The sequence below is a fragment of the Epilithonimonas sp. genome (genome assembly GCF_032055105.1).
Classification (GTDB): domain Bacteria; phylum Bacteroidota; class Bacteroidia; order Flavobacteriales; family Weeksellaceae; genus Epilithonimonas.
The window spans coordinates 74,542-95,132 of the sequence record NZ_DAMBRK010000007.1 but is presented as its reverse complement, the minus strand read 5'-3'; the positions used below and the strand labels follow the sequence as shown (position 1 = coordinate 95,132).

Annotated in this window: 15 protein-coding genes and 1 pseudogene; 11 read left to right on the top strand and 5 right to left on the bottom strand. The window is 35.3% G+C overall.

From position 1 onward, the window contains the following. Positions 1 to 11: 11 nt before the first annotated feature. From RTY06_RS07865 to RTY06_RS07855, 3 genes are all read right to left on the bottom strand, one after another. Positions 12 to 1,607 carry a SulP family inorganic anion transporter gene (locus RTY06_RS07865; protein ID WP_312824041.1) on the bottom strand — a complete coding sequence of 532 codons (1,596 nt, stop codon included), beginning with the start codon at positions 1,605 to 1,607 and terminating at the stop codon, positions 12 to 14. A gap of 132 nt (positions 1,608 to 1,739) precedes the next feature. Then, positions 1,740 to 1,904: a hypothetical protein gene (locus tag RTY06_RS07860; RefSeq protein WP_312824040.1), complete on the bottom strand. Its 165-nt coding sequence runs from the start codon at positions 1,902 to 1,904 to the stop codon at positions 1,740 to 1,742. 140 nt (positions 1,905 to 2,044) lie between these two features. Then, positions 2,045 to 2,725: a carbonic anhydrase gene (locus RTY06_RS07855; protein WP_116032842.1), complete on the bottom strand. Its 681-nt coding sequence runs from the start codon at positions 2,723 to 2,725 to the stop codon at positions 2,045 to 2,047. Between the two features lie 244 nt (positions 2,726 to 2,969). Between RTY06_RS07855 and RTY06_RS07850 the strand changes: the two genes are divergently transcribed. The 8 genes from RTY06_RS07850 to msrA all read left to right on the top strand — a co-directional run bounded on the left by RTY06_RS07850 (position 2,970) and on the right by msrA (position 15,149). Next, positions 2,970 to 5,090, top strand: a complete 2,121-nt coding sequence (locus RTY06_RS07850; RefSeq protein WP_312824038.1) for a prolyl oligopeptidase family serine peptidase — start codon at positions 2,970 to 2,972, stop codon at positions 5,088 to 5,090. An 81-nt stretch (positions 5,091 to 5,171) separates the two neighbouring features. Next, positions 5,172 to 6,200, top strand: coding sequence for a GDP-mannose 4,6-dehydratase (locus RTY06_RS07845; protein ID WP_312824037.1), 1,029 nt, complete (start codon positions 5,172 to 5,174; stop codon positions 6,198 to 6,200). A 129-nt stretch (positions 6,201 to 6,329) separates the two neighbouring features. Further along, entirely contained in the window at positions 6,330 to 6,551 is a 222-nt protein-coding gene (locus tag RTY06_RS07840) for a DUF2795 domain-containing protein (protein ID WP_027382805.1), read from the top strand. Between the two features lie 104 nt (positions 6,552 to 6,655). After that, positions 6,656 to 9,727: a preprotein translocase subunit SecA gene (gene secA / locus RTY06_RS07835; RefSeq protein WP_312824036.1), complete on the top strand. Its 3,072-nt coding sequence runs from the start codon at positions 6,656 to 6,658 to the stop codon at positions 9,725 to 9,727. 152 nt (positions 9,728 to 9,879) lie between these two features. Beyond that, complete coding sequence (locus RTY06_RS07830) at positions 9,880 to 12,024, top strand: TonB-dependent receptor (RefSeq protein WP_312824035.1); 2,145 nt, start codon at positions 9,880 to 9,882, stop codon at positions 12,022 to 12,024. A 43-nt stretch (positions 12,025 to 12,067) separates the two neighbouring features. Then, on the top strand, positions 12,068 to 13,273 hold the full coding sequence (locus RTY06_RS07825; protein WP_312824034.1) for a PepSY-associated TM helix domain-containing protein: 1,206 nt from the start codon (positions 12,068 to 12,070) through the stop codon (positions 13,271 to 13,273). Positions 13,274 to 13,430: 157 nt separating this feature from the next. Further along, positions 13,431 to 14,402 carry an ROK family protein gene (locus RTY06_RS07820; RefSeq protein ID WP_312824033.1) on the top strand — a complete coding sequence of 324 codons (972 nt, stop codon included), beginning with the start codon at positions 13,431 to 13,433 and terminating at the stop codon, positions 14,400 to 14,402. A gap of 93 nt (positions 14,403 to 14,495) precedes the next feature. Continuing rightward, the gene (gene msrA / locus RTY06_RS07815; protein ID WP_312824031.1) at positions 14,496 to 15,149 is read left to right on the top strand and encodes a peptide-methionine (S)-S-oxide reductase MsrA; all 654 of its coding nucleotides are present in this window, start codon (positions 14,496 to 14,498) and stop codon (positions 15,147 to 15,149) included. Between the two features lie 80 nt (positions 15,150 to 15,229). Here msrA and RTY06_RS07810 read toward each other — a convergent pair. Further along, positions 15,230 to 15,809, bottom strand: a pseudogene (locus RTY06_RS07810) (DUF3078 domain-containing protein); the annotation flags it as partial. A 30-nt stretch (positions 15,810 to 15,839) separates the two neighbouring features. Further along, positions 15,840 to 16,946 (bottom strand): DUF3078 domain-containing protein, encoded by a 1,107-nt coding sequence (locus tag RTY06_RS07805; RefSeq protein WP_312824029.1) that lies wholly within the window; start codon positions 16,944 to 16,946, stop codon positions 15,840 to 15,842. Positions 16,947 to 17,088: 142 nt separating this feature from the next. Here RTY06_RS07805 and RTY06_RS07800 point away from each other — a divergent pair, with 142 nt between their 5' ends. From RTY06_RS07800 to gdhA, 3 genes are all read left to right on the top strand, one after another. Further along, positions 17,089 to 17,865, top strand: a complete 777-nt coding sequence (locus tag RTY06_RS07800; protein ID WP_312824028.1) for a rhomboid family intramembrane serine protease — start codon at positions 17,089 to 17,091, stop codon at positions 17,863 to 17,865. Between the two features lie 31 nt (positions 17,866 to 17,896). Next, entirely contained in the window at positions 17,897 to 19,003 is a 1,107-nt protein-coding gene (dprA, locus tag RTY06_RS07795; RefSeq protein ID WP_312824027.1) for a DNA-processing protein DprA, read from the top strand. Positions 19,004 to 19,185: 182 nt separating this feature from the next. Next, entirely contained in the window at positions 19,186 to 20,544 is a 1,359-nt protein-coding gene (gene gdhA / locus RTY06_RS07790) for an NADP-specific glutamate dehydrogenase (RefSeq protein ID WP_312824026.1), read from the top strand. Positions 20,545 to 20,591 lie beyond the last annotated feature (47 nt).

Here is a 20,591-nt window from a genome sequence, read left to right as displayed (position 1 = left end):
CTGCAATGTTTTTACATCGCTCTTTTATGATTGACGATGATATGCGAATCCTGGTCGCTTGCATAATCTTTGTATGATGTTTTGAAGCCTAATAATTCTACTTCTATGTCTTCTTCTTTTGCTCTTACATTGGCAAAATCCTGGATCAGCTCCAGAACATCCGTTGTGATGTAAGATGTTGTTTTTGCATCTATGATAACTTTGGAGCCAGATTTTATGTTTTTTAAAGTTTTTTTGATGGCAGCTTTATTGAGAAAAGAAACTTCCTCAGCCAGCTTTATTGTAATCTCATCTGCATCATCCAAAGTTTCTTTGCTAAGATAGTAAGCTCGTTTCATATTTCCTTGAAGAATGTAGAAAACGGAAATTAATAACCCAATTCCTACACCTTTCAGTAGATCTGTGAAAACAACAGCCAAAACAGTTGCCAAAAAGGGAATGAACTGATACTTACCATTATGCCAAAAATGTTTGAAAGTGGCTGGTTTTGCCAATTTGTATCCAACCAAAATCAATACCGCTGCTAGAGTTGCCAAAGGAATTAGATTTAATATAACAGGGATTGATAAAACACAAATTAATAACAACACACCATGAATAATTGTTGAAGTTTTCGACGTTGCACCAGCATTGGCATTGGCAGAGCTTCTTACTACCACAGATGTCATTGGCAGCCCACCAATGAAAGAACTGACTAAGTTTCCAATACCTTGAGCTTTCAGTTCCAGATTGGTGTCGGTAATTCTTCTTCTAACATCTAATCTGTCCGATGCTTCTATACAAAGCAAAGTCTCTATAGATGCTACAATAGCTATGGTAGCTCCTGTTATCCAAACTTTAGGATTTGTAAATCCGTTGAAATCGGGAAAAGTGATTAGGTTTTTAAAATCATCTAGTGACTTAGGAACAGGTAATGTTACAAGGTGTTTTTCCGTAATTGCTAAAGAACTTCCTGATAGTTTAAAAAATTCATTCAGTAGAATCCCTAAAATAACTGCAACCAAAGCACCTGGTAATAGCTTTAATCTTTTGAGAACAGTTATGTGATCCCAAGCCAATAAAATAGCTACAGAAACCAAGGTTACTATAATAGCGCCTGGATGAGTTGCGCCAAATAATTCTGAAAAATACCCAAAATTGAGCCCTTTGTCGAAAATAGATTCGTGACCTTCGTAATCGCGATCAAAGCCTAATGCGTGAGGAATTTGTTTCAGTATGATAATAATTCCAATGCCGGCAAGCATTCCTTCGATGACATTATTAGGGAAATAATTTGAGATACTACCTGCCCGGACAAATCCAAGAACTAATTGTAAAATACCAGCAATAATACCAGCACAAAGAAATAATTCAAATGCGCCTAGATCTGTTATGGCTACCAAGATAATAGCTGTAAGACCAGCAGCCGGGCCAGAAACAGATATGTTGGAATTACTAATATATCCTACAACTATTCCGCCAATAACCCCAGCGATAATCCCAGATAACGGTGGCGCACCAGATGCCAAAGCAATTCCGAGGCAAAGTGGAAGAGCCACAAGGAAAACGACAAGGCCAGAAGGAAAATTTTCTTTGATTCCTCCGATCAAAGATTTTGATTTTTGCATAATAAAACAGCAGAAGTCATTGATAATAATTATCAATTATTCTTTAAAATGTTGATGAACTTAATGTATAGTAGGGCTTACTATTATTATAAACAGCAAACAATTACGTTTATAGAAAAACGAAATTATATATTAAGCTTCTGGAGGAGGAGAGAAGATACTAAGGTGAGGTGGGAAATACACTTTGGACTCCCAACTTATACTTATTTTTTTTTGTGTGTCTAATTCTAAAAACTTGATGAAATCATGGATGTCCATCGTTTTAGGAATTGCTTTTTCATAAATTACAATTGTCATATTTGAGTGATGTTCCTCTTCATTTACTATAATATTGGTTCTTGGTATTTTCCACCCCAACATTGCAGCAATCCCAGGGAGGGCTGTAAAGTTTAGAAAAACCGCTAATATTATAATACTCAAATATTTCATCTAAAATCTTAAATAAGATTCTTATTATTTTTTTTATTCATTACCCAATCAGAATCAGTTAGGTTATAAATCTGTTGGATGTCTTTCAATATTTTCTCAAAATCGATATCAAGATCTATAATTTTTCCTGTTCTAAGGTCAAAAACCCAACCGTGAACAATAGGAAACTCATCTAATATATATCTTTCTTGTACGCAAGCCATTTTTATCACATTGATGCATTGCTCCTGCACATTCAGTTCCACAAGGCGATCATATTTAAGAGATTCATCTTTTATAGCATCTAGCTCTGCGTGATGTAGTCTATAAACGTCTCTTATGGTTCTCAACCAAGGATTCATCAATCCAAGATCTTGTGAGGTCATTGCTGCTTTTACACCACCACAATTATAATGCCCACAAACAACAATGTGTTTCACTTTCAGGTGTTCAACTGCGTACTGGATGACAGCTGTTGAACTCATGTCCAAAGTGTTCACCACATTTGCGATGTTTCTATGGACAAAAACTTCACCTGGTCCCACGCCCATCAACTCTTCTGCTGTTGCTCTACTGTCAGAGCATCCTATGTAAAGATAATCTGGATGTTGTGTTTTTGCTAAGTTATGGAAATATTCAGGGTCATCTGCAAGTTTTGACTCTACCCATTTTTTATTGTTTTCGAAAATTTCTAAATAAGACTTTGCCATAATTAACAGATGTAAAATTACAGATTATTTGTTTCTTATGATTGTTTCTAAAAAACAATAGATTAAATCAATAACAAAACAAAAATATAATTTATTTTCCAATGTTAAAGAGATTTAACAAAGTTTAATATTAAGCTGTTGGTAGTAACTGTGGATAATTAATAATGATTTGTCAGTTCAATATATAGACATGATATAATTATAAAGAATTTAGTTAATTTTGGAAACATTCAAAAAATTAGAAATGAAAGTAAAATCAATCTTTGCAACAGCTGCCGTTGTTTTTTATGTTGGTGCCCAAGCTCAATCTATGACAAAAATTAAATATCCTGAAGCGGAAAAAGATGATCAAGTAGACACTTACTTTGGTGAAAAAGTTCCAGATCCTTATCGTTACTTAGAAAATGATGTTGATGCTACTCAAGTTTGGGTTGATGACCAAGTAGAATTTAGCCAAAATTATCTTTCCAAAATTCCGTTCAGAGAGACTATTAAAACTCAACTGAGAGATATCTGGAATTACGAGAAGATATCTGCGCCGTTCAAAGAAGGAGATTATACTTATTACTCTAAAAATAATGGTTTACAAGCACAATCTGTGATTTACAGAACTGGACTTAAAACTAAAAATATCGAGGTTTTTCTAGACCCAAATCAATTCTCGGAAAAAGGGACAACTTCGCTTTCTAATCTTTCATTTAATAAAAAAGGAAATCTTGCTGCTTATTCTATCTCGGAAGGTGGAAGTGACTGGAACAAGATCATCATCATTGATGCAATTACGAAAAAGCAAATTGATGATACTTTGATTGATGTGAAATTCAGTGACATTGCTTGGAAAGGAGATGAAGGTTTCTATTATTCCAGTTATGACAAACCGAAAGAAGGAACAGTTCTTTCTGGAATGACCGATAAACACAAAGTTTATTTCCACAAATTAGGCACAAAACAATCCGAAGACCAACTGATTTTTGGTGGTGAAAAAACGCCAAGAAGATATCTCTCTGCAGGTGTTTCGGAAGACCAAAGATTCTTGATTATTTCTGCCGCTAACGCTACTAACGGCAACGAATTATACATCAAAGATTTGAAAAACGGGGGCGATTTTGTCCAAATCAACAAAGGCTTTGACATCAATGCGGATATTGTGGATACACAAGGCGATGATCTATTCATCTTCACGGACAAAGATGCGCCTAATATGAGATTGGTAATGGTGAGCATCAAAAATCCAAGTCCTGAAAATTGGAAAGATGTCATCCCAGAAACTGAAAATGTATTGAGTATTTCTGAAGCCGGCGATTTCTTCTTCGGAAAGTATATGAAAGATGCAATCAGCTTGGTAAAACAATTTGATAAAACAGGAAAATTAGTTAGAGAAATCTCTTTGCCTGGAAAGGGAACTGTTTCCGGATTTGGCGGTAAAAAAGAGGATAAAGACATCTATTATTCGTTTACTAATTATATTACGCCAGGAACGATTTACAAGTATAACGTTGCTTCCGGAAAATCAGAAGTTTATCAGAAACCGAACGTGAAATTCAATCCAGAAGATTACGTTTCTGAACAGGTTTTCTACACATCAAAAGATGGGACTAAAGTTCCAATGATGATTAACTACAAAAAAGGAACGAAGCTGGATGGTAAAAATCCGACCATTCTTTATTCTTATGGAGGTTTCAATATCAGTCTTCAGCCAAGTTTCTCTGTGGTGAATGCTATCTGGATGGAAAACGGCGGAATCTATGCTGTTCCTAATATCCGTGGTGGTGGTGAATACGGAAAAAAATGGCACGACGCAGGAACTAAGCAACAAAAGATAAACGTGTTTAATGACTTTATTGCTGCCGGAGAATACTTGCAGGCGAAAGGTTATACTTCCAAAGAATTTATGGCGATTTCCGGACGTTCCAACGGAGGTCTTTTGGTTGGTGCAACAATGACGATGAGACCAGATTTGGCAAAAGTAGCTTTCCCTGGTGTTGGCGTTTTGGATATGTTGAGATATAACAAATTCACGGCGGGAGCAGGTTGGTCTTACGATTATGGAACTGCGGAAGATAGCAAAGAAATGTTCGAGTACCTGAAATCTTATTCGCCAGTTCACAACGTAAAAACAGGAACTTGTTATCCATCCACAATGATTATCACAAGTGATCACGATGATAGAGTTGTTCCAGCGCATTCTTTCAAATTTGGAGCTGAGTTGCAGGAAAAACAAGCTTGTAATAATCCGATTTTACTAAGAATTGAGAAAAATGCTGGCCACGGCGCAGGGCGTTCTACGGAACAGGTGATTGGTGAAAATGCTGATTTGCTGAGTTTTGCACTTTTTGAAATGGGAATCAAATCCTTGAAAAAATAAAATCGTTAATTATAAAAGAATCTCTGAATAAGGGGTTCTTTTTTTTTGTTTAATTACTATCTTCGCAATACAACTGATGTTATGAATTATCTTATCACTGGAGGAAGTGGATTTATTGGTTCTCATTTAGTAGAACAACTTTTGAAAAATGGACATTCTGTCATTAATGTTGACAATTTTGATTCGTTTTATGATTACAAGATAAAAATCCGAAATACTTTAGAATCAACTAATAAAGTTACTAAATTCGATTATAGTGATAAGGAAAGTGATATTTCTCGATTAATATCATTAACAGAATCAAATAATTATATTCTTTATTTTCAAGATATTCGTGATAAACAAGGACTTGAAACTATTTTTAGAAGACATAAGCTTGATCAGGTCATCCATTTAGCTGCTTTAGCTGGTGTTAGATCATCCATTGAGCGTCCTTTAGAATATGAGGAGGTTAATATCCGTGGTACTCAGAATCTTTGGGAACTTTGCACCGAATTTGGAATTAATAAATTTGTTTGTGCTTCATCGTCAAGCGTTTATGGGAATAGTGAGAGGGTTCCTTTTTCCGAGACAGACAATGTTGATAAGCCTATTTCTCCTTATGCGGCAACTAAAAAAGCTATGGAAGTCTTAGGGCACGTATATCATCATCTTTATGATTTGAATGTTATTCAGTTGAGATTTTTTACAGTTTATGGACCAAGACAAAGACCGGATTTGGCGATTCATAAATTCACGAAGTTAATATCGGAAAATCAAGAAATCCCTTTCTATGGCGATGGTTCTACAGCTAGAGATTACACTTTTATACAAGATATAATAGATGGAGTCTTAAAAGCGATCAAATATCTTGAGACCAATAACGATGTTTATGAAATCGTAAATCTTGGTGAAAGTGAAGTGGTAACGCTTGACGAGATGGTTTCTACATTGGAAAAAGTCCTCGATAAAAAGGCTGTGAAAAAATATCTGCCAATGCAAGCGGGAGATGTCATAAAAACCAATGCCGATATCACAAAAGCAAAGTCTTTGATTGGTTATAAACCGACAACAAACTTCCAAAATGGCATAAAAAAATTTGTGGAATGGTTTTTGGCAAAACAGGATTGACTCATTTTTAGATGGTTTTTATATTAATAATTTCTTTATTGTAAATTAATTTTTAAAAATTGTTGAAAATCAAGGTCAAAATGTATAAAGTATCACCTAATTTTTTACTTTTGCAAAAAATTTAATATTATGTATTGGACATTAGAATTAGCATCATATTTGAGCGATGCACCTTGGCCGATGACCAAGGCAGAATTAATTGATTACGCGATCAGAACTGGAGCGCCTATGGAAGTTGTAGAAAACCTACAAGCTATCGAGGACGAAGGGGAAATCTATGATGCGATAGATGAGATCTGGAGCGACTATCCTACAGATGAGGATTACCTCTGGAACGAAGACGAATACTAATTCGTTTTTTGAATTTTGACTAAAATAAAATTAGCCAAAATTTTTTTATTAAATAACATTACGCAATTAGCCAAAAGCTAAATGCAAACCGCAAATAGCAAATTATGAGTTTTTTAAATACCGTTCTTAAAAGTTTTTTGGGAGACAAGAATGCAAAAGATCTTAAAGAAGTAAAAAAAGTAGTCGCAAAAATCAAGACAGTAGAATCTGGAATTCAAGCATTAACTGATGATGGATTAAGAGATAAAACTGCAGAGTTTAAAGGAAAAATTAAAGCTGCAACGGCTAAGTTTACTACCCAAATTGAAGATACTAAAGAGCAAATAAAAAACTCAACCAACGTTGACGAAAAAGAATCACTTTTCAAAAAAATCGAAGGTTTGAAAAAAGAATCTTACGAAGTTGAAGAGAAAGTTCTTAATGAGATTCTTCCTGAAGCTTTCGCTTTGGTTAAGGAAACTTCTAGACGTTTGGCACAGAATGGAGAAATCCGTGTAAAAGCGACAGACAAAGATAGAGAGCTAGCGGCTACAAAAGATTTTGTTTTTCTAGATGGTGATATTGCTGTTTGGAAAAATACTTGGGACGCTGCTGGAACGCCTGTAGTTTGGGATATGGTTCATTACGACACACAGTTCATTGGTGGTGTTGTATTGCACTCCGGTAAAATTGCAGAAATGGCAACTGGTGAAGGTAAAACATTGGTTGGAACTCTTCCAATTTATCTTAACGCTTTGCCAGAAAGGGGTGTACACGTTGTAACCGTAAATGATTACTTAGCAAAACGTGACTCTGCTTGGATGGGGCCATTATACCAATTCCACGGAATGACCATCGATTGTATCGATAATCACCAGCCTAACTCAGACTCTAGAAGAAAGGCTTATCAAGCAAGCATCACTTACGGTACTAATAATGAATTTGGTTTCGATTACCTGAGAGATAATATGGTAACCAATCCAACTGAATTAGTTCAGGGGGAATTGAATTTTGCGATTGTCGATGAGGTTGACTCTGTTTTGATTGATGATGCTAGAACGCCATTAATCATATCTGGTCCAGTTCCTCAAGGTGACAGACAAGAATATGATGTTCTTAAACCTTCTATTGATAGAATTGTTGAGGTTCAGAAAAAAACAGTTTCTGCGATTTTCAACGAAGCTAAAAAATTAATTGCCAACGGAAATACCAAAGAAGGAGGTTTCAAATTATTACAAGCTTACAGAGGTCTTCCTAAAAACAGACAGTTAATCAAGTTCTTGTCAGAAAGTGGAAACCGTGCTTTGCTCCAGAAAGTTGAAGGTCAATACATGGCAGACAACAACCGTGATATGCCGATCGTGGACAAAGACCTTTATTTCGTAATCGATGAGAAGAATAATCAGATCGATTTGACAGACAAAGGTGTAGAATATATGTCTGCGGGTAACGAGGATTCACAATTCTTTGTATTGACAGATATCGGAACGGAAATCGCTGATATTGAAAAGAAAAATCTGTCTAAAGAAGAAGAATTCGCTGCTAAAGAAGAATTATACAGAGAGTTTTCTGTGAAATCTGAGCGTATTCACACAATGAATCAATTGCTTAAAGCTTATACATTATTTGAAAAAGATGATGAATATGTGGTAATTGATGGCGAAGTGAAAATCGTTGACGAGCAGACTGGTCGTATTATGGACGGTCGTCGTTACTCAGACGGTCTTCACCAAGCGATTGAAGCAAAAGAAAATGTAAAAATCGAAGCGGCAACGCAAACATTTGCAACGATTACTTTACAAAACTATTTCCGTATGTATAACAAACTGGCTGGTATGACTGGTACAGCGGAAACTGAAGCTGGAGAATTCTGGCAGATTTACAAATTGGATGTAGTCGTAATTCCTACCAACAGACCTATCCAAAGAGATGACAGACAAGATTTGGTTTTCAAAACCAATCGTGAAAAATACAATGCAGTAATTGAAGAAATAGAGAGATTAACATCGGCTGGACGTCCTGTTTTGGTGGGTACAACTTCTGTTGAAATTTCTCAACTACTTTCCAGAGCATTACAATTAAGAAAAATCCAACACCAGGTTTTGAATGCGAAACTTCATAAGAAGGAAGCAGAAATTGTAGCTGGCGCTGGTGGACCAGGCGTTGTAACTATTGCTACCAATATGGCTGGTAGAGGTACCGATATCAAGCTAAAAGCTGAGGTTAAAGAGGCTGGAGGTTTAGCAATTATTGGTACAGAAAGACACGATTCTCGTCGTGTTGATAGACAGTTGAGAGGTAGAGCTGGTCGTCAGGGAGATCCGGGAAGTTCTCAGTTCTATGTTTCTTTGGAAGATAATTTGATGCGTCTTTTCGGTTCAGAAAGAATCGCTAAAATGATGGACAGAATGGGTCATAAAGAGGGTGAAGTGATTCAGCATTCTATGATTTCCAAGTCTATCGAAAGAGCACAGAAAAAAGTTGAAGAGAACAACTTTGGTGTTAGAAAAAGATTACTTGAGTATGATGATGTTATGAACAAACAACGTGACGTTATCTACAAAAGAAGAAAGAACGCTTTGTTCGGAGATCATTTGAAGTATGACATCGTGAATATGATTTACGATACGGCTGCTGCAATTGTTTCTTCAGCAAAAGCAACTGGAAACTTTAAAGATTTTGAATTTGAGATTATCAAGTATTTCACAATGGAATCTCCTGTGAGTGAGTCAGAATTTGGAAGTTTACAAATCCCTGCATTGACGGATAAAGTGTTCAAAGCTGCAAAAGAAGACTATGATATGAGACTCAATCTTCTGAAAGAAAAAGCTTATCCAATCATCGAGAATGTTTATTTGAATCAAGGTTCTATGTTTAAGATGATTCAAGTTCCTTTTACAGACGGAAGCAAAACAATGACTATCGTTACAGATTTAAAAGAAGCTTACGAAACTAAATGTGAATCATTGATCACAGATTTCGAAAAGAATATTTCTTTGGCTATTATTGATGAAAACTGGAAAACTCACCTAAGAGAAATGGATGATCTTCGTCGTTCTTCTCAAGGTGCGGTTTATGAGCAAAAAGATCCATTGGTAATTTACAAGCAAGAATCTTTCTACCTATTCAGTGAAATGGTTGATGCAGTAAACAAGGAGATTGTTTCTTTCCTATACAAAGGCGAAATCCCAGCATAATCCATAAGTATTATACTTAACATAATAAAAGGACGTTGAAATTTTCAGCGTCTTTTTTGTTTTAACAAAATTTAAGAAATGATAAAAATCATACAATAAGCTAATTTAGAATTAATAAAAATAATACCTTTGCAAAAAATTATTCCCCCTTAATGAAGAAAATTATTGTAAGTGCTGTGGCTTTGGTTTCTACTTTTGCCTATGCTCAGGAAAATGATACAATTAATAAATCAAATGAGATTGATGGTGTTGTTGTACATGGATATATCACTAGAGATAGAGAGTCTGTTAACAAAATGCCTTTGAAAGAGATTGAGAATCCACAAGTTTATAATACTGTAAACAAGAATGTTATCAAAGAGCAGGTTGTTACCAATTTCAATGATGCTTTGAAAAACGTTACAGGTATTGCCAGACTTTGGGAATCTACCGGAAGAGGAAATGATGGTGGAGAATACTACACAATGAGAGGTTTTTCTTTACAGCCAAGTTTGGTAAATGGAATGCCAAGTTTGAGTAATGGAACTCTAGATCCAGCAGGAATTGAAACTATCGAAGCAATCAAAGGTCCTTCTGGAACTTTGTATGGAGGAAGTGTAATTTCTTACGGTGGTTTGATTAATGTGATTACAAAAAAACCTTACAATTATTTTGGAGGAGAAATAAATTATGTAAATGGAAGTTATGGGCTTAATAGAATTACGGCAGATGTCAATACTCCTTTAAGCAAGAGTTTATTTGCAAGAGTTAATGCAGCATATCAGAAAAATAATACTTTCCAAGATGCCGGATTCAATGAGTCTTTCTACATTGCACCTTCTGTAAAATTTGTTGCTAATGATAGATTGACATTCTTTGTAAATACAGAGATTAAAACTTCTGAATCTGCAAATGCACCTATGGTTTTCCTCAATAGAAACAATGCTTTGACGTTCAATTCTATTGGAATATTTAAAGATAATTACAAGAAATCTTATACAAGTAATGATTTAACAATCAATAATTATATATTTAATTTACAAGCTCAGGCTCAGTATAAAATTTCTGACACTTGGAAATCTCAAACGATCTTATCAAGAAGTAATACCAAAACTGATGGCTATTATTCTTATCTTTGGGATTTGTCCAATGGCAAAGATTTTCTAAGACAGATATCGAAAGCTGGAGGAGAAACTAATACCACGGGTATTCAGCAAAATTTTGTAGGTATTTTTAATTTTGGTAATGTTAAAAATAAATTGCTTGTAGGTCTTGATTATTTTGAAAGAGAATTTGTCTTAGGTGGAACAGGCTGGATGGGTTATGGCACTGTAGATATTGTCAATCAAACTGATACAGTCGCCCCAGACCAACCAACTACACTCACAACATCTGCTGTGGACAAAGTTTTGGCATCTTCTGGACAGGCTTCTGGAAGCTTCCAAGCAAAAATATATAGTGCTTACATATCTGATGTTGTAAATATTCTTCCAAACTTATCTGCAATGTTAAGTATGAGAGTGGATCATTTTACAGGAAAACCTACTGCATACTCCACAGAAGAATCTAAAGCAACAACTACTTTTTCACCTAAATTAGGTTTGGTATATCAGCCTATCCAAGACAAAGTTTCAATATTTGCAAACTATATGAATGGTTTCCAAAATGTTGATCCAGTTGAAAACCAAAATGCTGATGGTACAAAATCGTGGGCATATTTTGATCCTGAACATGCAAATCAGTGGGAAGTTGGTACAAAAGCAAATTTAGCCGGAGATAAATTCTCTATTACTGCGAGTTATTATAACATTTTGGTAAAAGATAAGGTGATGCCAGATCCTAATGACGCAAATAGAAGCATACAAGGAGGAGAAGTAGAAAGTAAAGGATTTGAAGTAAGTGTATTAGGAAGCCCAATTCCAGGTATGAACGTAATTGCTGGTTATAGCTATAATGACAGTAATGTGAAAAAAGGAGATCCAACTTATGTAGGTTATCGTACAGAAGAAGCTGGACCTAAAAATCTAATTAACTTTTGGACAACATACAAAGTTCAAGAAGGAGCTCTTAAAAACTTCGGAGTTGGATTTGGTGGAAACTCTTCTAGCAGATTTTATACGCTTAATAGAGGAGGAACTGGAGCTTTCCCACTTCCAAGCTATATCATTATGAACTCTTCCCTTTCATACACAGAAGACAGATATAGCATTATCTTGAAGTTAGACAACATTGCTAACAAGAAATATTTCTCTGGTTGGTCAACGGTTACACCACAGAGACTTAGAACTTTATCGCTAAGTTTGAATTACAAATTTTAAAACAATAAAAGGCTAAGTTTGCAACTTGGCTTTTTAGATATTTATGAAGAAAAAACACCATCATAAAAAGAAACCAAGTTTTTTCAAAAAATGGTCAGCCAAACTACATTTGTGGTTTGGCTTATCCATTGGTTTTCTGATTTTTATAATTGCAATTACCGGAGCGCTTTATGTTTTCAAAGATGAGATAGAAAACTTTACCCGTAAAGAATACATCTATCATAACGAGCAAAATATCGAGTCCAAAAAAGTGATTCCAATCCGGGAGTTGGAGAAATTAGTCGACCAGCAAACCAAAGAAAAATATCCAATTCATTGGGTTAACGTTCCGATAGATAAAAAAATGTCCTATCAATTCTGGTGGTACGAGCATCAGCCTGACCAATGGAATTATTTTGACGAATTTCCGATTTACAAATTGGCATATGTTAATCCTTACACCGGAAAAGTACTCCAGACTTATGATGAGAAAAACGGATTCTTTGCGATTGTAAAATCCATCCACTGGAGTTTTCTGTTGAAGCAGGAATGGGGAACTTACGTTGTCGGGATTCCAGTTATTATCTTTCTGATAATGCTGATTACTGGTATTGTTCTTTGGTGGCCAAAAAATAAAGCCGCGAGAAAACAGCGTTTCAAATTCCAATGGAAAGATACTACTCAATGGAAAAGAAAGAATTACGACCTTCATAACATTCTTGGTTTTTATTCTTCAATTTTCGCATTGATTTTGACAATTACAGGATTGTTTTATGCTTTCTTTGTTGTTCAGGCAATGATTTACGTCGTATTTTCTGGAGGAGAAACTGCTTATCCTGATTTTTCAAAAATCACGACAAAAGCTCCTATCGAAATGAGAACAGACAAAACGTTAGACAAAATCTCAAATAAAGTGATTGAACTCTATCCAGACGCTTATGCTTTTTCATTGGACTTAGGACATCCGCACATCGATGATCACGAGCATCCGAATTTCGAAGTTTACGTAAAGCATTTGTCTTATTCTTATCACAAAAGCAGCAGTTTGATTTTTGATGAAAACTCTGGAGAATTGCTGCACACGCACGATCCAAAAGATAAGAATTTTGGAGAAAAAGTTGTTGGTGCAAATTATGATATTCACGTTGGAGCGATATTAGGTTTGCCTACAAAAATTATTGCTTTCATTGTTAGTTTAATTATCGCATCAATGCCAATCACAGGGTTTATGATTTGGTGGGGAAGAAGAAAGAAAACACAAACCAAATAATTGATATTAAAATCCGGATTTCTTATTCGGATTTTTTCATTCAACACTTTAGTATTATTGATGATTTTCATCAAGTTTAAATTTAAAATTAATTTAATATCTGATGTATATTAGTTTGTTTTTCCCTAAATTTAGGGTCTTAAAAAATTAAAAATTAATGTCATTAATTGATTTATCTAAGCAAATAGCAATAGGAATAGATATTGGCGGAACTAATACTAAATTTGGTTTGGTCAACCATCGCGGAGAAATCCTTGCGAAAGGAAGTATAAAAACTGAAGAGTATAAAGAGGTAGAGGATTTTATAGAAGCCTTGTACGTCAACATCAAACCTTTGATAGACGAAGTTAGCCAAAATACAAGGCTAGACGGTATTGGAGTTGGTGCACCCAACGCTAACTATTTCAAAGGAACAATTGAGTTGGCTCCTAATCTTCCTTGGAAAGGCGTGGTTCCTTTTGCAGAATTGATGAAAGCAAAATTTGGTGTTCCTTGTAAAATGACCAATGATGCTAATGCAGCCGCTCTTGGCGAAATGATGTTCGGAGCAGCAAGAGGAATGAAGGATTTCATAATGATTACGCTTGGAACAGGCGTTGGAAGTGGAATCATCAGTGGAGGTAATCTGATTTACGGACACGATGGATTTGCTGGTGAATTAGGACATACAATTGTAAAACCTGGTGGAAGAAAACACTGGAGCACAGGTTCTGAAGGAAGTCTTGAAGCTTATGCTTCTGCAACTGGAATTGCTATCACAGCTAAAAAATTCCGTGCAGAGTTTCCAGATTCTATGCTAAATCAATATCCTGAAGACGCAATTAACTCTAAAACAGTACACGAGTGTGCTGAAAAGGGAGACCCAACGGCAATCGAAGTTTTCAGATATACAGGACAAAAATTAGGAGAAGCACTAGCAAATTTTGTAATGTTCTCTTCTCCACAAGCTATATTGTTATTTGGAGGTGTGATTAAAGCTGGAGATTTCCTGCTAAAACCTGCCAAATTGCATATGGAAAGAAACCTGCTTCCTATCTTCCGCTCAAAAGTAAAATTAGTTTTCAGCGAGTTGGATGAGGCAGATGCAGCCATTCTAGGAGCAAGTGCTCTTGTTTGGGAAAATAAATAATTGATATTCATAAATCCTTTGATGTTTCTTTTTGATAGGAATAATTTTTGCTATTGATGACAAGAAAAATCAAAGGATTTTTTCTTCCAGAAAATGAATCGTTATTTATTATTAATACTCAGTTTTTTTCTCATCAACTGCAATGGGCAGGAGAAAAAAACAAAACCTCTAACAAATCAAAAAATGGATAAAAACAATTTGGAATATGCCACTTTGGCAGGTGGATGTTTTTGGTGTGTGGAAAGTTGTTTTCATATGCTAAAAGGTGTAGACTCTGTGATTTCCGGATATTCCGGAGGTCATAAAGACAATCCCACTTATGAAGAAGTTTGCACAGGAACAACTGGTCATGCAGAAGTTGTTCAGATTGCATTTGACCCTAAAGTTATTTCTTATAAACAATTATTAGAAGTGTTTTGGTTTCTTCATAATCCAACAACACTTAACAGACAAGGCAATGATATTGGAACTCAATATAGATCATCTATTTTCTATCATTCTGAAAAACAAAAGCAGGAAGCAGAAGAATCTCTAAAAGAATCCGAAGCAAAACAAGAATGGAACGGAAAATATGTAACAGAGATTGTTCCTTTCGAAAAATTCTGGTCAGCAGAAGCTTATCATCAAGGTTATTATAATGACAATCCCACACAGCCATATTGTAGTGCAGTAGTTGGTCCTAAGATTCAAAAATTCAAAAAACATTTTGGAGAATTGGGTTGGTTAAACGAAAAAGTGGAGAATTAATTCTCCACTTTTTTTATTTTAAAATGATATTATTTCCAACCTTGATTCTGCTTGTCATCCGACCTTTTCTTACCGTTAACTGTTGCCAAAAAACCTAATTGAAATAACACCGCATCTCCATCGCTTTTCAGACGATAATTCCCGGCCAATTGTAAACCTTCATCCAAAACAAAAGTTAATCTGGCATTTGCAGGTCTTAATGTCATCGTGAAATTGTCATTAGGTTTATAGGTAAAACCGGCACCCAGATTGAGGTATCCCGGTGCCATAAAGTTAGAAATTTTCTCTGCTTCGGGATCGTAGCCTGCGGCAAATTGTGAAATAAAACCAGCGCCTACAGAAACATACCAATTATCAGAAATTTTGCGTCCGTAATTGGTAGAAAGATTAATGACATCTTGGTTTTTTTCTGTTTCCAACGCCTTGGGTGTTATTCATCCCATATCCAAGAATAATAAGATTTTCCCAAAGGTCTTTATCTTTTTCGTAAGTCAAATTGTAATTGAAACCAGCTTGCCAACCAACATTATTAGCGCCTCCAGCAACCCAGTTGGAGAAAGCCGATTGGTTTAGAATCAATGTGTTCTGTCCGACAATTAAGCAAGTTTTTGTGGAATTTTGAACAGGTTGGTCCTGAGAATAAGCATTTACTAGTAAAATGCTTACTGAAATTAGAAATCAAATCTTAATTTATAAAAATGGTTTGATAACGCCTGTGTTGCTGTCTCTCTCCATTTTGTAACCCAGATTGTAGGTAATTCCGATTCCAAGGGTTTGTTTCCTTTGTAGTTTTTGGATTTGGTCGTGGTCATACATCATATCAAGTGTAACAACAGTGGTAATATACTTGTTGAATTTTAGATTCAAACTTCCACTATAGTTGATGTCAACTCTCTCCGAATGTTCTAGATAATTAGTAAAGAAATTGACCTGATTTACAAAAGTAGCATCTTTGAAAAGCTTGATTTTATAAAGAATATTTACCATTGCACCTAGCTCAGCTCTCATGCTTTGGCCATCTCTTTCAAGACCATAATTGCCAGCTACTTGAAGTTTTTTATCTAGTACAAAAGTAAATTTTCCATTCGCAGGTCTCAGAATCACCTGGAAATTTTCGTTCGGATTGTAAGAAACACCAATACCTAAGTTGAGATAACCAGGCGCCATAAATCTTGAGATTCTATCATCATAAACGGGATCTGGAGTGTTAGAATAATTATACCCAGCTGTAAACTGAGAAAGGAATTGAAAACCAGTTGACAAATAATAATGTTGCGCCAATTCATAACCATAGTTGGTCATGACATTGATGTAATCATCGGTTTTTCTGGTAGATTGTCCTGTAGAGGAAACAAATCCATAACCTAACTGAATATTATTGTCTAGATAATGTTTATTTTTTTTATAAACGATATTATAATTTGCCTTTCCGATAACACCAATGTTGTTATTGCCTCCCGCATACCAATTGGCAAAAGAAGATTGATTGAAAACTAAACTATTTTGCCCAAAAATAAACCAACGCTTAAGAGTCGGTAGAGTAAGAATTGTAGAAGGGGTTATTGGACCTGCTTCTTCTCCTCCGGGAACAATCACAAGGTTATTATTAAGTTTTATCGAATCTTTTTTGATTCTCTTGATGTCAACAATCCTTGGACTGGAAAGGCTATCGAGGTCAAGCCCCGTAGAATCCCATTTTTTTTGTGAAATTGAATCTATTATTTTCTGATAATCAGTAACCTGTGCTTGAGATACGACACTCAAAACAAGACAAAATATCGCCAATACCTTTTTCATTAATTCAAAATTTAAAGGCAAAAATAGTAAATCAAAATTTGAAAAGTCGGACTTTATAACCAAATTAACGTTCTGATGTTGTATTTTACAGACAAAATTTCCTCAGAAAAAAGTTGGCTGTAAAATTGTGAAACTAAAATCAATGTTAACAAAAGCTTTTAAACTCAAATCGTTCCTCGTACCAATTTTTATGTTGGTATTGATGTGGAGTTTCTTTCTTTTGCAGAACATTGGATTCTTCGGTGGTTGTAGTGGAGCCTTGATTCCATTGATGCCAGAAGGTTTGAAGGGTGTGATTTTCGCTCCACTTTTACACGGCAATCTGGACCACATTGTCAGCAACTCGATGCCAATTGCGATTTTACTGTTTTTGTTATTCGAGTTTTATCCTAAAATTGCTACCAGAATATTTTTGATAGGTTGGATTGCTTCTGGACTTTTGGTTTGGATGCTTCCGCCAATTGATATCGTCACAGGACAATGGAATTACAGTTGCATCGTTGGCGCAAGTGGATTGGTTTATATGCTGGCATTTTTCATTTTTTTCAGTGGAGTTTTTCGTTGGAATATGAAGTTGTTAACTATTTCTCTTCTTGTTGCTTTGTATTACGGAAGTTTGATTTGGGGGATTTTTCCGGAAGAATTCTTCTCTCAATTACAGGAACCGAGTAAAATCAGCTGGCAGTCGCATCTTGCAGGAAGTATTACCGGAGTTATACTTGCATTGATTTTCAGAAAGATTGGAGAAGAAAAAAAAAGAAAATTCATCTGGGAATATCCAAACTATTACAACGAAAGAGACGATAAAATGTGGCAAGAATACATCGCCAATCATCCAGAAGACTTTGAAGAACTTCCTCAGTTGAAACAACATAATATTTGGGAATATCTGGATGAAATTCGGAGAAATGAAAAATAATTCTTAATTTGGTCAGAACACAAATGACCTTATGACAACCGAAGAACTTCTTTATACTCTCGCGCTTAAACAGTGCAAAAACATTGGAAATATCAATCTCAAAAAACTTTTAGAAAGTATTGGTTCAGCCAAAAAAGTCTGGGAATCTCAGAAAAAAAAGCTTTTAGAAATATCAGGAATTGGAAATAATTCAATTAGGGATATTGGAAACAAAGACTTTTTAATACAAGCTGAAAAAGAGTTGAAATTCTGTGAAAAACAAGGGATTAACATTATTTCGCAAAACGAAAAACTTTACCCAAAACATCTTCTTAATTGTGACGACGCTCCAATTCTTCTTTTCTACAAAGGGAATCTTAGTAATGACTTCAATCCAATAAGTATTGTTGGGACAAGGAAATTGACTTTTTATGGGAAGAGTTTTGTTCAAGATTTACTAACGGAATTGTCAGGTACGAAAGTTTGTACTGTAAGTGGATTAGCTCTTGGTGCGGACACTTCTGTCCACGAAGAATCTCTTAAAAATCAAATCCCAACAATTGCTGTTTTAGCTCAAAGCCTGGACAAGATTTATCCAGCTTCCAATAAAAATCTTGCAAAGAAAATCCTTGAAAACAATGGTGCTCTGATTACAGAATATGCTTCTTTTGAAGGAATGGCGAAAGAGAATTTTTTACAAAGAAACAGAATCATTGCTGGGTTCTCTCCTCAGTTGATTGTTGTAGAAACGGCTTATGGTGGCGGTTCTATGACTACAGTTACAGCAGCGAATCAGTACAATAGGGATGTTTTTGCTTTGCCAGGAAAAATCATAGATGTTTATAGCCAAGGCTGTAATCAGTTAATTGCGATGAACAAAGCAGAAACTATTGTCAATATCAAATCACTGATTGAAAACCTCAATCTTTCCCTTCAGCCAGAACTCTTTCCTAAAGAAAAAGCAAAAATCGTCCTGGATTCTTCCAAAGTTGAACATCAAAAAGTTCTCGATATTATCATAGATGAACATACAATTTCTTTGGACGAATTAGCCGAAAAAACAGGTATTCTACACCATAAATTATTACCAATTCTTCTTGATTTGGAGATATATGGTTATGTCAAATGCCTTTCTGGGCGACAATATCAGATAAGCTAGAAAAGTAACATTTTTGAAACTTGAAGTAATTTAACATTAAATTCAAAAATTATTAACACATATGACGTAATTATACATTATGCAAAAAACTTAATTAATATCGTTAAATTTTCAATAAAAATCAAAATATTACTTGCGAAATTCGAAAATAAAATTAAATTTGTTGTCATAATTATAGAATAATGGAACACTATAACGTTGAACAAAAGATTCTGGAATTTATGGCAAAAATTGAAGCCAAAAATCCTAATGAACCAGAATTTATCCAGGCTGTAAAAGAAGTTGCGGTGACCGTGATTCCTTTCATCGCTACAAAAAAAGAATATACCGGAATGAAGCTTCTTGAGAGAATGGCTGAACCGGAAAGAGTAATCATTTTCCGTGTGCCATGGATCGATGATAATGGAGAAATCCAAGTGAACAGAGGTTTCAGAATCCAGATGAATTCTGCTATCGGACCATACAAAGGAGGAATCAGATTTCATCCAACAGTTAACTTAAGTGTTCTTAAATTCCTAGCTTTTGAGCAGGTTTTCAAAAATAGTTTGACTACGCTTCCAATGGGAGGTGGAAAAGGAGGTTCTGATTTTGACCCTCAAGGTAAATCTGATATGGAAGTGATGCGTTTCTGTCAAGCATTTATGATGGAATTGTGCAAGCATATTGGTCCTGAAACAGACGTTCCTGCAGGTGATATCGGTGTTGGAGCAAGAGAAATAGGTTACCTTTTCGGGATGTACAAAAAAATCAGAAACGAGTTTACTGGAGTTCTAACAGGTAAAGGTTTGGCTTACGGAGGTTCTTTAATCAGACCAGAAGCAACTGGTTATGGTGTAGTTTATTTTGCCGAGCAGATGTTGAAAACCATCAACGAATCTATTGCTGGCAAAACGGTTGTAGTTTCTGGTTTTGGAAATGTAGCTTGGGGAGTTATCAAAAAAATCAATGACCTTGGTGGAAAAGTTGTTACTATTTCTGGACCAGATGGTTATATCTATGATAAAGATGGAATCTCGGGAGAAAAAATCGAATATCTTCTAGAATTAAGAGCTTCTGGAAATAACAGAGCTGAAGATTACGCAAAAAAATATCCTGAAGCAGAATTCTTTGCTGGGAAAAGACCTTGGGAAGTGAAATGTGATATTGCTTTCCCGTCTGCAACTCAAAACGAATTGGACCTTGAAGATGCAATCAAATTGGTAGCAAATGGTTGTCTTTGTGTAACTGAAGCAGCTAATATGCCTTCTACTTTAGACGCTATTAATTACTTCTTGGACAACAAAGTTCTTTTCTCTCCAGGAAAAGCTTCTAACGCTGGTGGTGTTGCAACTTCTGGACTTGAAATGACTCAGAACTCAATCAGATTGAACTGGAGCTCAGAAGAAGTGGATGCAAGATTGAAAGAGATTATGATTGGTATTCATAAAGCTTGTAGAGATTACGGTAAAGAAGAAGACGGCTATGTGAATTATGTAAAAGGTGCAAACATCGCAGGTTTCGTAAAAGTAGCTGAGGCAATGTTGGCTCAAGGTGTAGTTTAAGACCAAATTATTTTTAATATATAAAAAATGCAACTGATTTATTTAGT